Origin of the sequence: Pseudomonas sp. KB_15 (genome assembly GCF_052114525.1) — a bacterium.
Taxonomy (GTDB): Bacteria; Pseudomonadota; Gammaproteobacteria; order Pseudomonadales; family Pseudomonadaceae; genus Aquipseudomonas.
Genome location: NZ_JBFREX010000003.1, coordinates 524,915 through 538,373, shown reverse-complemented (window position 1 = coordinate 538,373; position 13,459 = coordinate 524,915). Strand labels below are relative to the sequence as shown.

Annotated in this window: 12 protein-coding genes; 10 read left to right on the top strand and 2 right to left on the bottom strand. The window is 60.2% G+C overall.

Going from position 1 to position 13,459, the window contains the following annotated elements; genetic code table 11:
• The first annotated feature begins 38 nt into the window (after positions 1-38).
• The 5 genes from AB4Z35_RS06705 (at position 39) to AB4Z35_RS06685 (ending at position 3,845) form a co-directional block, all read left to right on the top strand.
• Positions 39-956 carry a LysR substrate-binding domain-containing protein gene (locus AB4Z35_RS06705; protein ID WP_442096402.1) on the top strand — a complete coding sequence of 306 codons (918 nt, stop codon included), beginning with the start codon at positions 39-41 and terminating at the stop codon, positions 954-956.
• 332 nt (positions 957-1,288) lie between these two features.
• A complete protein-coding gene (gene purE, locus AB4Z35_RS06700) occupies positions 1,289-1,780 on the top strand; it encodes a 5-(carboxyamino)imidazole ribonucleotide mutase (RefSeq protein ID WP_007971731.1) in 492 nt (163 codons plus the stop codon).
• 11 nt (positions 1,781-1,791) lie between these two features.
• Entirely contained in the window at positions 1,792-2,874 is a 1,083-nt protein-coding gene (locus AB4Z35_RS06695) for a 5-(carboxyamino)imidazole ribonucleotide synthase (protein WP_007995828.1), read from the top strand.
• Between the two features lie 101 nt (positions 2,875-2,975).
• Entirely contained in the window at positions 2,976-3,221 is a 246-nt protein-coding gene (locus AB4Z35_RS06690) for a GlsB/YeaQ/YmgE family stress response membrane protein (protein ID WP_007995826.1), read from the top strand.
• 87 nt (positions 3,222-3,308) lie between these two features.
• On the top strand, positions 3,309-3,845 hold the full coding sequence (locus AB4Z35_RS06685; RefSeq protein ID WP_442096401.1) for a DUF3299 domain-containing protein: 537 nt from the start codon (positions 3,309-3,311) through the stop codon (positions 3,843-3,845).
• 120 nt (positions 3,846-3,965) lie between these two features.
• On the opposite strand, the gene AB4Z35_RS06680 is transcribed toward AB4Z35_RS06685, so the two are convergent.
• Both AB4Z35_RS06680 and AB4Z35_RS06675 read right to left on the bottom strand, forming a co-directional pair.
• On the bottom strand, positions 3,966-4,865 hold the full coding sequence (locus AB4Z35_RS06680; RefSeq protein ID WP_442096400.1) for a D-hexose-6-phosphate mutarotase: 900 nt from the start codon (positions 4,863-4,865) through the stop codon (positions 3,966-3,968).
• Positions 4,866-4,933: 68 nt separating this feature from the next.
• Positions 4,934-5,338, bottom strand: coding sequence for an acyl-CoA thioesterase (locus AB4Z35_RS06675; RefSeq protein ID WP_007942704.1), 405 nt, complete (start codon positions 5,336-5,338; stop codon positions 4,934-4,936).
• Between the two features lie 362 nt (positions 5,339-5,700).
• Between AB4Z35_RS06675 and AB4Z35_RS06670 the strand changes: the two genes are divergently transcribed.
• From AB4Z35_RS06670 to pstB, 5 genes are all read left to right on the top strand, one after another.
• Entirely contained in the window at positions 5,701-6,999 is a 1,299-nt protein-coding gene (locus AB4Z35_RS06670; RefSeq protein WP_442096399.1) for an MFS transporter, read from the top strand.
• Between the two features lie 235 nt (positions 7,000-7,234).
• Positions 7,235-8,236 carry a phosphate ABC transporter substrate-binding protein PstS family protein gene (locus AB4Z35_RS06665; protein ID WP_057398950.1) on the top strand — a complete coding sequence of 334 codons (1,002 nt, stop codon included), beginning with the start codon at positions 7,235-7,237 and terminating at the stop codon, positions 8,234-8,236.
• A gap of 162 nt (positions 8,237-8,398) precedes the next feature.
• Positions 8,399-10,681: an ABC transporter permease subunit gene (locus tag AB4Z35_RS06660; protein ID WP_007995404.1), complete on the top strand. Its 2,283-nt coding sequence runs from the start codon at positions 8,399-8,401 to the stop codon at positions 10,679-10,681.
• A 15-nt stretch (positions 10,682-10,696) separates the two neighbouring features.
• A complete protein-coding gene (pstA, locus tag AB4Z35_RS06655) occupies positions 10,697-12,367 on the top strand; it encodes a phosphate ABC transporter permease PstA (RefSeq protein WP_442096398.1) in 1,671 nt (556 codons plus the stop codon).
• Between the two features lie 158 nt (positions 12,368-12,525).
• On the top strand, positions 12,526-13,359 hold the full coding sequence (gene pstB, locus AB4Z35_RS06650) for a phosphate ABC transporter ATP-binding protein PstB (RefSeq protein WP_007995399.1): 834 nt from the start codon (positions 12,526-12,528) through the stop codon (positions 13,357-13,359).
• Positions 13,360-13,459 lie beyond the last annotated feature (100 nt).

Genomic DNA, 13,459 nt, shown 5'->3' with positions numbered 1-13,459 from the left:
GCGTGCGACCTAAATTGGTGCGTGTCCGGGAGGACGTGATGAATCTGGAAAGTAAATGGCTTGAGGACTTCAGTGCCCTGGCCGCCACCCGCAGCTTCTCCCAGGCCGCGGAACGACGCTTCGTGACCCAACCGGCCTTCAGCCGACGGATCCGCAGCCTCGAAGCCGCGTTGGGACTGACTTTGGTCAACCGTTCACGCACGCCGGTCGAGCTGACGGCGGCGGGGCAATTGTTTCTGGTCACTGCGCGCACCGTGGTTGAACAGCTAGGCGAAGTGCTGCGCCATCTCCATCATCTGGAAGGCGGGCAGGGCGAGGTGATGCAGGTCGCCGCTGCTCACTCATTGGCACTGGGTTTTTTCCCGCGCTGGATCGCGCAATTGCGCAACGAAGGCTTGAACATCGCAACGAGACTGGTCGCGACCAACGTTGGTGACGCCGTGCATGCCTTGCGTGAAGGCGGCTGCGATCTGATGCTGGCGTTCTACGACCCGGACGCGGCGATGCAGATGGACCCGGAAATTTTCCCGTCGCTGCACCTTGGCCACACCGAAATGCTGCCGGTCTGCGCGGCGGACGCGGATGGCAAGCCGTTGTTCGATCTGGAAGGTGAGGCAAGCGTGCCGCTGCTGGCGTACAGCGCCGGTGCGTTTCTCGGGCGTTCGGTGAACGGTTTGTTGCGCCAGCGTCAACTGCGGTTTACCACGATCTACGAAACCGCCATGGCCGACAGCCTCAAGAGCATGGCTCTGGAAGGCCTCGGTATCGCCTGGGTGCCGCAGCTAAGCGTGCGCGCTGAACTGGCACGCGGTGAACTGGTGGTTTGCGGCGGTGCGCAATGGCATGTGCCGCTGGAGATCCGCCTGTATCGCTGCGCACTGGTACGCAAGGCCAACGTGCGGTTGTTGTGGCGCAAGCTGGAAGGTGGTGCGGCACAGGGCACGACCGGTTCCTGAAACCGATGAAAACCCAATGTGGGAGCGGGCTTGCTCGCGAAGAGGCCGGTACATTCAACATCGATGTTGATTGAACCACCGCTTTCGCGAGCAAGCCCGCTCCCACAGGAAATTCGAGGTGTATTCAATTGACCTTCAAGTCAATAAAATCGGGGCTTTGCGGCAGATGACAGATGGTCGCAACGGGGGCTGTTTATTGGCTTCATTGAGGTATACTGCGCGGCCTTCGGCCGGTTACGACCGGCCATAATTCGTACAATCAAGCCACGCATCCTGCGTGGCTTGTTGTTTTTTGATGCGCCTGCGGGCGCCCAGAGAGAAGAGGCACGACGATGAGTGCACTGGTTGGCGTGATCATGGGCTCCAAGTCCGATTGGTCCACCCTTAGCCACACCGCCGATATGCTGGAAAAGCTCGGCATCCCCTACGAGGTGAAAGTGGTTTCTGCCCACCGTACCCCGGACCTGCTGTTCCAGTACGCCGAAGAGGCCGAGGCACGAGGCATCGAGGTGATCATCGCCGGTGCCGGCGGCGCGGCCCACTTGCCAGGCATGTGTGCAGCCAAGACCCACTTGCCGGTGCTGGGCGTACCCGTTCAGTCCGCAATGCTTTCGGGCGTCGATTCGCTGCTCTCCATTGTGCAGATGCCTGCGGGCATTCCTGTTGCCACCCTGGCCATCGGCAAGGCCGGTGCGATCAACGCCGCGCTGTTGTCGGCGAGTATCCTGGGCGCCAAGCACCCACAGTTCCACGCGGTGCTGAAAACCTTCCGTGCTGAGCAGACAGACAGCGTCCTGGAAAATCCAGACCCACGCATCGCCTGAGGTTGTTGACGATGAAGATCGGTGTAATCGGTGGCGGCCAGTTGGGTCGCATGTTGGCGCTGGCGGGCACTCCGCTGGGCATGAACTTCGCTTTTCTGGACCCGGCGCCGGATGCTTGCGCAGCCGCATTGGGCGAACACCTGCGCGCCGATTATGGCGATCAGGATCACCTGCGTCAGCTGGCCGATGAAGTCGATCTGGTGACCTTCGAGTTTGAAAGCGTGCCGGCCGAGACCGTGGCCTTCCTGTCGCAATTTGTCCCGGTCTACCCGAGCGCCGAAGCCCTGCGCATCGCCCGCGATCGCTGGTTCGAGAAGAGCATGTTCAAGGACCTGGGGATTCCTACCCCGGCGTTCGCTGACATCCAGTCCCAGGCCGATCTGGACGCCGCCGTGGCTTCCATCGGTCTGCCGGCGGTGCTGAAGACCCGTACCCTGGGTTACGACGGCAAGGGTCAGAAAGTCCTGCGCACCCCTCAAGATGTGGTCGGCACCTTCGCCGAGCTGGGCAGCGTGGCCTGCCTGCTGGAAGGCTTCGTGCCGTTCACCGGTGAAGTCTCGCTGATTGCCGTGCGTGCCCGCGACGGTGAAACCCGCTTCTATCCGCTGGTGCACAACACCCACGACAGCGGCATCCTCAAGCTGTCCGTGGCCAGCACCGATCACCCGTTGCAAGCCCTGGCCGAAGATTACTCCAGCCGTGTGCTCAAGCAGCTGGATTACGTCGGCGTGATGGCGTTCGAATTCTTCGAAGTCGACGGTGGCCTCAAGGCTAACGAAATCGCCCCGCGCGTGCACAACTCCGGGCACTGGACCACCGAGGGCACCGAGTGCAGCCAATTCGAAAACCACCTTCGGGCCGTTGCCGGTCTGCCGCTGGGTTCGACCGCCAAGGTCGGCGAAAGCGCGATGCTCAACTTCATCGGTAAAGTGCCGGACGCCGAGAAAGTCCTGGCCATCGCCGATTGCCATTTGCATCACTACGGCAAGGCATTCAAGGTCGGCCGCAAGGTCGGGCACGCCAACCTGCGTTGTGCGGACCGCGAGACGCTGGCTGCGCAGATCCTCAAGGTCGAAGCGCTCATCGCCGAATAGTTTCATGTGGCAGCGGCGGAACCATTCAGGGACCGCCGTTCTCTCATGGCAGGATGCCAAAGTCTGGCTAGGCTATAGCCAATCAATCAGAGGGAAATGCCATGGGAATTATCGGAACCATCTTTATCGGCTTGATCGTCGGCCTGCTGGCGCGGTTCCTGAAACCGGGCGATGACAGCATGGGCTGGATCATGACAATCCTGCTCGGTATCGGCGGTTCGCTGGCGGCCACTTACGGCGGTCAAGCCCTGGGTATCTATCAGGCCGGCCAGGGCGCAGGCTTCATCGGTGCGCTGGTGGGTGCCATTGTGTTGCTGGTGATCTACGGGCTGGTCAAAAAGAACTGATCCAGGCGACAAAGCCCTCTCCGCCAAACCGGTCGGGAGGGCTAGAATGCTCGGCGTTTCCTGTTCTTCCCTTTACCGAGCACCTTCATGCGCCGTCTTTTGTTGACTCTTGTTTTATTGGGTTCGGGCCTTGCCCATGCCGGCGAACTGCCGGAAACCGACTGGCTCGAATTGATGCCCAAGTCGGACCAGAAAGCCCTCGAGGCCATGCCCGAAATCGACCACAACTCCCCCGAAGCCAATGGCACTTTCACCGACAAGGGTGGGATGAAGCAGGCCAAAGGCTTGCCGGCGGTAATGTACTCGACCAAGACCGTTGCGTCGATGAACGACAAGAGCATCCGCATTGGTGGTTACCCGGTGCCTCTGGAGTCCGACGCCCAAGGCCGCAGTACGTTGTTCTTCCTGGTGCCGTACCCGGGCGCCTGCATTCACGTACCGCCACCACCGCCCAACCAACTGGTGCTGGTGCGCTATCCAAAGGGCCTGAAGCTCAACGACATCTACACGCCGCTGTGGGTCACCGGCACGCTGAAAGTCGAGAAGGTCAGCAATGACCTGGCCGATGCGGCGTATGCGCTGGATGCGCAGAAGGTGCGGGTGGTGAAAGAGTCGGATTTGTAAGGACAGCACCAAACCAATGTGGGAGCGAGCTTGCTCGCGATGAGGCCATAACATTCAACTTAGAGGTTGCCTGTTACGCCGCCATCGCGAGCAAGCTCGCTCCCACAGTGATTTATGGTGTTAGAGAGATTTGCTGCCTACGCTCACGCCCAAGGTGTGACTGGCCCCTGGTTTCAGGCTCACCACATCGTCCATCACGTTCGCCGTCTCGATGCACAGCATGCGCTGCCAGCCGTCGGCGGCCATGTCGCTGAACGCGGTGGCGCGGTCGATCCACGGGTTCCAGATCACTGCCGTACGCGATCCGCTGCTGGTCAGTTCGATGCGTCGCTCCCAGGCCGGATCGACGATGCTCAACTGCGGCGGGACGTCGAGGTAGATGCGATCGGTCTCGCCGGTAAAACGCAGATCACCGCTTTGGGTCACGGTTTTCCAGTTGTCCAGGGTTTCGATGTAGTTGAGGCCGTCCACGCCTTCGACGTGCACGTCGCGCACGTCGCTGACGGCAAAGTAGCTGTGCAGCGCCTGGCTGATGCTGACGGTTTCAGAACCCCGGTTGTGGCTGGTCAGATGGATGTGCAGTTGCTCGTCGAGGCGAATGCTCAGCGTCAAGTCCACCTGGTGCGGCCAGCCGGGAAAGCCGCCTTCGGGGTAGGGCAGGAGGAATTCAACCTTCAGGCTTTCGCCTTCGGCTTCGATGCCGCCCAGTTCCCAATCCATCGCTCGCACGAAGCCGTGAGCCGACGGCGCTTCACCGCTGACATGCATCGCCTGCACGCTTTGCGGGTTGCGCGCAAAGTTGCCGAACCACGGCCAGCACACCGGCACGCCGGCACGGATGCTTTTGCCGGTCTTGAACACGGCCTCGTCGTTGAGCCAGATCAGCGGCGGTTGGCCGGCCAGTTGATAACTGAGGATGTGCGCACCTTGCTGGGCCACCAGTAATTCGGCCTGACCGTGGCGGATACGCCAGCAGTTCAGTTCATCCAGTTTTACGGCTTCAACATTGGGCGTACTCATGGGACAGCTCTCGATCAGTAACGTGGACGACTATCGACCGCAAAACGGCTACCAGGTTTAGAAGCTCTTTATCGAGCCCTGGGCGGAACCGAACGGGTGCGGCCGCTGCCGTCGATGGCAACGAACACAAACACCGCTTCGGTTACTTTACGCCACTCGCTGGACAACGGATCGTCGCTCCAGACCTCGACCATCATCTTGATCGAGCTGCGGCCGATTTCCAGGGCCTGGGTATAAAAGGAGAGCTGAGCGCCCACCGCCACCGGAACCAGAAAGGCCATGCGGTCGATCGCAACGGTGGCAACGCGTCCACCGGCGACCTTGCTGGCCATCGCGGTGCCTGCCAAATCCATCTGCGCCACCAGCCAGCCGCCGAAAATATCGCCAAAGCCGTTGGTTTCGCGAGGAAGTGCGGTGATTTGCAGGGCCAGGTCGCCTTGCGGGATCGGATCTTCTTGTTCGAGCTCTATCATGCCGGGGGGCCTCTGACCCGTGACTCTTCGTTGGTATTGCTGGTGGTAGCCGTCTTCGGGAAAAACGATTCAGCACCGAACATACTACGTTCGTCACGTTTTCCATAAGGCGCCTAAAGGGAAACTCTGCGAAATCGCCTATGAACCTGACAGGCGCTTTCGCACAGCAACCCCTCAAAAACCGGAGCAGGCTTTGAGTATATCGGTCGGTAGACTCCGCGACGACCGTCCGGTTCTCATTTTGACCGTCAAAAATGCACCTCTATGTGCTTTTTCGAACAATTTGCTATCGTGCCGGACCTGCCCAAACCTCAGCCAGCGTTGTTGAGGTTGCAGATCCGACTATAAGAGAAGCCCTTGCCATGACCCCAGCGCCCTCGAGCATCGCGCAGCCAGACCAACCCGCACGTCCGCTGACCCGCAGCGATTACAAGACTCTATCGCTGTCTGCCCTGGGCGGCGCGCTGGAGTTCTACGACTTCATCATTTTCGTGTTCTTCGCCACGGTGGTGGGCAAGCTGTTCTTCCCGGCGGACATGCCCGAGTGGCTACGCCTGATGCAGACCTTCGGCATCTTCGCCGCCGGCTACCTCGCACGGCCGCTGGGCGGCATCGTGATGGCGCACTTCGGCGACCTGCTGGGCCGCAAGAAAATGTTCACCCTGAGCATTTTCATGATGGCGGTGCCGACCTTGATCATGGGTTTGCTGCCGACCTATGCGCAGATTGGCCTGTGGGCGCCGATCCTGCTGCTGTTGATGCGGGTGATTCAGGGCGCGGCCATTGGCGGTGAAGTGCCGGGAGCGTGGGTCTTCGTTTCCGAACACGTTCCGCAACGTCATGTCGGCTACGCCTGCGGCACCCTGACCAGCGGCCTGACGGCGGGCATCCTTTTAGGCTCCCTGGTCGCCACGGCGATCAACAGCATTTATACCCCGATGGAAGTGGCGGATTACGCCTGGCGAATCCCGTTCCTGCTGGGTGGCGTGTTCGGCCTGTTCGCGGTGTACCTGCGTCGCTGGCTGCACGAAACCCCGGTGTTCGCCGAGCTGCAACTACGCAAAGCCCTGGCTGAAGAAGTGCCGTTGCGTGCGGTGCTGCGTGACCATCGTGGCGCCATCGCCATTTCGATGCTGCTGACCTGGCTGCTGTCCGCCGCCATCGTGGTGTTGATCCTGATGACGCCAACCGTGCTGCAGACGGTCTACCACTTCTCGCCAACAACGTCCTTGCAGGCGAACAGCGTGGCGATCGTGTTCCTGAGTTTTGGTTGCATCATCGCAGGCGCACTGGCGGATCGCTTCGGCGCGGGGCGAGTCTTCGTCCTTGGCTGCGCGGCATTGCTGGCCAGTTCATGGACCTTCTATCACAGCCTGGCCGATCATCCCGACTGGCTGTTTCCGATGTATGCGGTGACCGGTCTGCTGGTCGGCACCATCGGCGCGGTGCCCTACGTGATGGTCAAGGCTTTCCCGCCGGTAGTGAGATTCAGCGGCTTGTCGTTCTCCTATAACGTGGCCTACGCCATCTTCGGCGGCCTGACACCCATGATCGTCAGCCTGCTGCTCAAGGAAAGCCCAATGGGACCTGCTTATTATGTGGCGGTGCTGTGTGGGGTCGGGATTGTGGTGGGGGCTTATCTCTGGAAGAAGGGTCGTTGATCTCGACTTTTTTATCGTCTGTACCGGCCCAATCGCGAGCAGGCTCGCTCCCACATTTGGAATGCATTTCAACTGTGGGAGCGAGCCTGCTAACGATTGAGGGCGCCACGAATCATCCAGTAAAAACCCGAATACTGGCCATTCATCCAATTGTCATATTTCAGCCATAGAGTGTTCACACGGCCTGCTGATACTTGGCCCCGACTTAACACACCCTATCTGCTAGGAGTAAGGCATGAAACTGAAGCGTTTGATGGCGGCAATGACTTTTGTCGCTGCTGGCGTTGCGACTGCCAATGCGGTTGCCGCTGTTGACCCTGCTATCCCGAGCTACACCAAGACCACTGGTGTGTCGGGCAACCTGTCCAGCGTTGGTTCCGACACCCTGGCCAACCTCATGACCCTCTGGGCTGAGAACTACAAAAAAGAATACCCGAACGTAAACATCCAGATTCAGGCCGCTGGCTCCGCCACTGCGCCACCTGCGTTGACTGAAGGCACCGCCAACCTGGGTCCGATGAGCCGCAAGATGAAGGACACCGAACTGGCTGCCTTCGAGCAGAAGTACGGCTACAAGCCAACCGCTATCCCGGTTGCCGTGGACGCCCTGGCAATCTTCGTTCACAAAGATAACCCGATCCAGCACCTGACCATGGAACAAGTCGACGCAGTGTTCTCGTCTACTCGTCTGTGCGGCGCTAAAACCGAAGTCAAAACCTGGGGTGACCTGGGCGTGACCGGCGACCTGGCCAACAAGCCGGTTCAACTGTTCGGTCGTAACTCGGTATCCGGCACCTACGGCTACTTCAAGGAAGAAGCCCTGTGCAAAGGCGACTACAAGCCTAACGTCAACGAGCAACCAGGTTCGGCTTCGGTCGTTCAGTCGATCAGCTCCTCGCTGAACGGCATCGGCTACTCGGGTATCGGTTACAAAACCGCTAGCGTGAAAACTGTGGCCCTGGCCAAGAAAGGCACCACCGAGTTCATCGAAGACACCGAAGAAAACGCCCTGAACGGCAAGTACCCACTGTCCCGCTTCCTGTACGTATACGTGAACAAAGCCCCGAACAAGCCTCTGGCCCCGCTGGAAGCCGAGTTCGTGAAACTGGTTCTGTCGAAACAGGGCCAGGAAGTTGTAGTGAAAGACGGTTACATCCCACTGCCGGCCAAAGTAGCTGCCAAAGCTCTGGCTGACCTGGGTCTCGCGGAAGGCGGCGCTGAAGTCGCAAAAAAGTAACAAATTGAGTCCGAGGTGAACCCCTCGGACTCACATGGGGGCGGCAGGAGCCGCCCCCATACACCTCAAATTCTCTATCCGCTGCTGGTTACCGCTAGCGGCGGATTTGTTGCGTCACTGCATTGTCATCTTTCTGTCATACAGGATCGCTAGGGTGTGCGCATGAATGATCTGGCCAATTCCAACATGACTACTAATCCCCCCAAGCGAATTGACTTCAATACGCCTGAGCTACAACGCAAGCGCCGCATTCGCGCGCTCAAAGATCGCCTGACTCGCTGGTACGTCCTCGTTGGCGGCCTCGCTGTACTGGGCGCGATCACCTTGATTTTCTTCTTCCTTGCCTACGTCGTCGCGCCCCTGTTTCAGGGTGCCAGCCTGACCGCCAAGGACGCCATCACGCCAGCCTGGATGCAAGACGCCGGCAAGCCGCTGATGATCTCTCTGGAAGAACAAAACCAGGTTGCGATGCGGGTTTCCGACAAGGGCCAGGCATTGTTCTTCGACATCGACAGTGGCGCCGAACTCAAGCGCGTCGATTTGTCGATTCCGGCCGGCACCACCGTGACCTCCATCGGTGAAGACCAGCCAGGTCACCCGTTGGTGGTGGTGGGTCTGTCCAACGGCCAGGCCCTGGTGTTCCGTCACACCTATAAAGTCAGCTACCCGGATGGCAAGAAAACCATCACCCCGGCCGTCGAGTACCCGTACGGCGAAGCGCCAATCGCGGTGAACGAAGCCGGCGGTGCGCTGGAACACGTCAGTCTCAACGCCAACGACTCGACCCTGATGCTGGTTGGCGCCACCGGTTCGCAACTCAATGTTCTGTCGCTGACCAGCGAAGAGAACATGATGACTGGCGAAATCACCAACGAGCAGAAGCGCATCGACCTGCCGCAGATGAACGAGCCGGTGAAGAACATCTTCGTCGACCCTCGTCAGCAGTGGCTGTATGTGATCAACGGGCGTGCCCAGGCCGACGTGTTCAGCCTGCGCGACAAGAGCCTCAACGGTCGCTACAAACTGCTTGAAGACGGTGAAGCGCAAGTCACCGCCAGCACCCAGCTGGTGGGCGGCATTTCGCTGATTATCGGTGACTCCAAAGGTGGCCTGGCCCAGTGGTTCATGGCTCGCGACCCCGATGGCGAACAACGCCTGAAGCAAATCCGCACCTTCCAGATGGGCACCACGCCTATCGTTGAAATCACCGCCGAAGAACGCCGCAAGGGCTTCGTTGCCCTCGACGCTTCCGGCAAGCTTGGTGTGTTCCACAGCACCGCCCACCGCACCTTGCTGGTGGAGCCGGTTGCTGAAGGCCAAGGCATTTTCGGTCTGTCGCCTCGCGCCAACCGCGTGATCGTCGAAGCCGGCGGCAAGCTGCATCCGCTGCTGCTCGATAACCCGCACCCGGAAGTGTCGTGGAGTGCGCTGTGGAGCAAGGTCTGGTACGAGAACTACGACGAGCCTAAATACGTCTGGCAATCGACCGCCGCCAACACCGACTTCGAACCCAAGCTGAGCCTGTCTCCGCTGACCTTCGGTACCCTGAAGGCCGCGTTCTACGCCATGCTGCTGGCCGCTCCACTGGCCGTTGCCGCTGCGATCTACACCGCGTACTTCATGGCACCGGGCATGCGCCGCAAGGTCAAGCCGGTGATCGAGCTGATGGAAGCGATGCCGACGGTGATCCTCGGTTTCTTCGCCGGTCTGTTCCTCGCGCCGTATGTGGAAGGGCACTTGCCTGGCATCTTCAGCCTGCTGATGTTGCTGCCGATCGGCATCCTGGTCGCCGGTTTCACCTTCAGCCGCCTGCCTGAGTCGATCCGCCTGAAAGTCCCGGATGGCTGGGAAAGTGCACTGCTGATCCCGGTGATCCTGTTTGTGGGCTGGCTGTCGCTGTACATGAGCCCGTTCATGGAGAACTGGTTCTTCGGCGGTGACATGCGCATGTGGATCTCCCACGACCTGGGCATCACCTACGACCAGCGCAACGCCCTGGTGGTTGGCCTGGCCATGGGCTTCGCGGTTATCCCGAACATCTATTCCATCGCCGAAGACGCCGTGTTCAGCGTGCCTCGCGGCCTGACCCTGGGCTCCCTGGCCCTGGGTGCCACGCCGTGGCAGACCATGACCCGCGTGGTAATCCTCACCGCGAGCCCGGGCATCTTCTCGGCGCTGATGATCGGCATGGGCCGTGCGGTCGGTGAAACCATGATCGTGTTGATGGCCACCGGTAACACCCCGGTCATGGAAATGAACCTGTTCGAAGGCCTGCGCACCCTGGCGGCCAACGTTGCAGTGGAAATGCCCGAATCGGAAGTCGGCGGCAGCCACTACCGCGTGCTGTTCCTCTCGGCGCTGGTGCTGCTGTTGTTCACCTTCGTCATGAACACCCTCGCAGAACTGATTCGTCAGCGTCTGCGCAAGAAATACTCGTCGCTTTAAGAAAGGTAGAAGTCTGTGAAACAGAACTCCCTGAATGGATGGTTCAAGAGCGGCGCCCCTGGCGTCTGGATCAGCGGTGGCGCGGTGTCCATCGCGGTCATCATGACCATTGGCCTGCTGGCAGTGATTGCCGTGCGCGGCCTGGGTCACTTCTGGCCGGCGGATCTGATCCACGCCAGCTACGACGTACCGGGCCAGGGCCAGCACCTGGTCATCGGCGAAGTGGTACAGAAGGAAGAAGTGCCCCGTGCGCGCTTGAAGAGCGCTGGCTTGCCGGTGCCGGATCAAGGCCCGGAGTTCATGACCCGCGAGCTGATCAAGGTCGGCAACCGTGACCTGAATGGCAACGACTTCACCTGGATCGTCGGCGAGTGGTTGACCAACCAGACGACACCGCCGGAGCTGATGGCGATCGAACGTCGCGAGTGGGGCAACTTCTACGGTTACCTGGTCAACGTCAAACAGGATGGCAAGGTCATCGCTGAAGGCGAAGCCGCATGGCCTGAGTTGCAGGCCCGTGTCGACCGCGTGAACAAGCTGGCTGCACAGCTCAAGAACCTGGAAAAAACCGACATCGGCGCGATCAACGCCGGTCTCGAGCGCATCCGCTTGCACGGTCGCAAGCTGGAGCTGGAAGGAAAACTCGACGCCACCGCACAAGCGGACATGGAATCCGAGCGTGCCGAACTCAATGCTCGCTATCAGGATGTTGAAGCGCGCCTGAGCGACCTGCATGCGCAGTTCAACCGTGACAGCCTGACGGCTCGTGATGCGAACGGTAAGGAAATCGAAATCGGCATCGGCAAAGTGGTTCACGCCTACCAGCCGAACGCCATGAGCACGACTACCAAGATCGGTTTCTACTTCAGCAAGGTCTGGGAGTTCCTGAGCGACGACCCGCGTGAAGCGAACACCGAAGGCGGGATCTTCCCGGCCATCTTCGGCACCGTGATGATGACCCTGATCATGGCGATGATCGTGACCCCGTTCGGCGTGCTGGCGGCGGTGTACCTGCGTGAATACGCCAAACAGAACGCACTGACCCGGGTGATTCGCATCGCGGTGAATAACCTGGCAGGTGTTCCGGCCATCGTTTACGGCGTGTTCGGCCTGGGCTTCTTCGTCTACGTGCTGGGTGGTTCGCTCGACCGTCTGTTCTTCCCGGAAGCACTGCCGGCACCGACCTTCGGCACACCGGGCCTGCTCTGGGCTTCGTTGACCCTGGCGCTGCTGGCGGTGCCGGTGGTGATCGTGGCCACCGAAGAAGGCCTGGCGCGGATTCCTCGCACCGTGCGTGAAGGCTCATTGGCCCTCGGCGCGACCAAGGCTGAAACCCTGTGGAAGATCGTGCTGCCGATGGCCAGCCCGGCGATGATGACCGGCATGATCCTCGCCGTGGCTCGCGCCGCGGGTGAAGTGGCGCCGCTGATGCTGGTGGGTGTGGTGAAACTGGCGCCGTCGTTGCCGGTGGACGGTAACTACCCGTACCTGCACCTGGACCAGAAGATCATGCACCTGGGCTTCCATATCTATGACGTCGGCTTCCAGAGCCCGAACGTCGAAGCCGCACGACCGCTGGTGTACGCCACGGCGCTGCTGCTGGTGCTGGTGATCGCGACCTTGAACCTGTCGGCGGTGTACATCCGTAACCACCTGCGCGAGAAGTACAAAGCGCTGGATAGCTGATTTGCAGCACTGATTTCTATGTGGGAGCGAGCCTGCTCGCGATGGCATCACCGCGGTTTCACAAATGCACCGCGTTGATCGAGCGCGACCCCGGCTGATCGCCAGCAGGCTGGCTCCTACAAAAAACGAACCGAATTTGTTAGCACAGGGAGCCTCCCATGCAGCACGAAGCACATACCCACGGCATCAACATGTCGGCGCTGGGTCGCGACAAACAGAGCCTGAACCTCGAGCAGGAAACCGTGGCCATCGAAGTGCCGGGCCTGAGCCTGTTCTACGGCGAAAAACAAGCGCTGTACGACGTCAGCATGAACATCCCGAAACAGCGCGTGACCGCCTTCATCGGCCCGTCCGGCTGTGGCAAGTCGACGCTGCTGCGCACCTTCAACCGCATGAACGACCTGGTTGACGGCTGCCGCGTCGAAGGCGAGATCAACCTGTACGGCAGCAACATCTACCGCAAGGGCGAAGACGTGGCCGAGCTGCGTCGTCGCGTCGGCATGGTGTTCCAGAAGCCGAACCCGTTCCCGAAAACCATCTACGAAAACGTGGTTTACGGCCTGCGCATCCAGGGCATCAACAAGAAGCGCGTACTCGACGAAGCCGTCGAGTGGGCCTTGAAAGGCGCGGCATTGTGGGACGAGGTCAAGGACCGTCTGCACGAGTCGGCACTGGGCCTGTCCGGTGGTCAGCAGCAGCGTCTGGTGATTGCCCGCACCATCGCCGTTGAGCCGGAAGTGCTGTTGCTCGACGAACCGTGCTCGGCACTCGACCCGATCTCCACGCTGAAAGTCGAAGAGCTGATCTACGAACTGAAATCCAAGTTCACCATCGTGATCGTGACCCACAACATGCAGCAGGCCGCGCGGGTGTCCGACTACACGGCGTTCATGTACATGGGCAAGCTGGTCGAGTTTGGTGACACCGATACGCTGTTCACCAATCCGGCGAAGAAGCAGACCGAAGACTACATCACCGGTCGCTATGGCTAGTTGAGGCAGCTACAAGCCGCAAGCTTCAAGCGGCAAGTCAGAAGCTATGCGGTTTTGAGTTCACCACAACACAGCTTGCAGCTTGTAGCTTGCAGCTCTT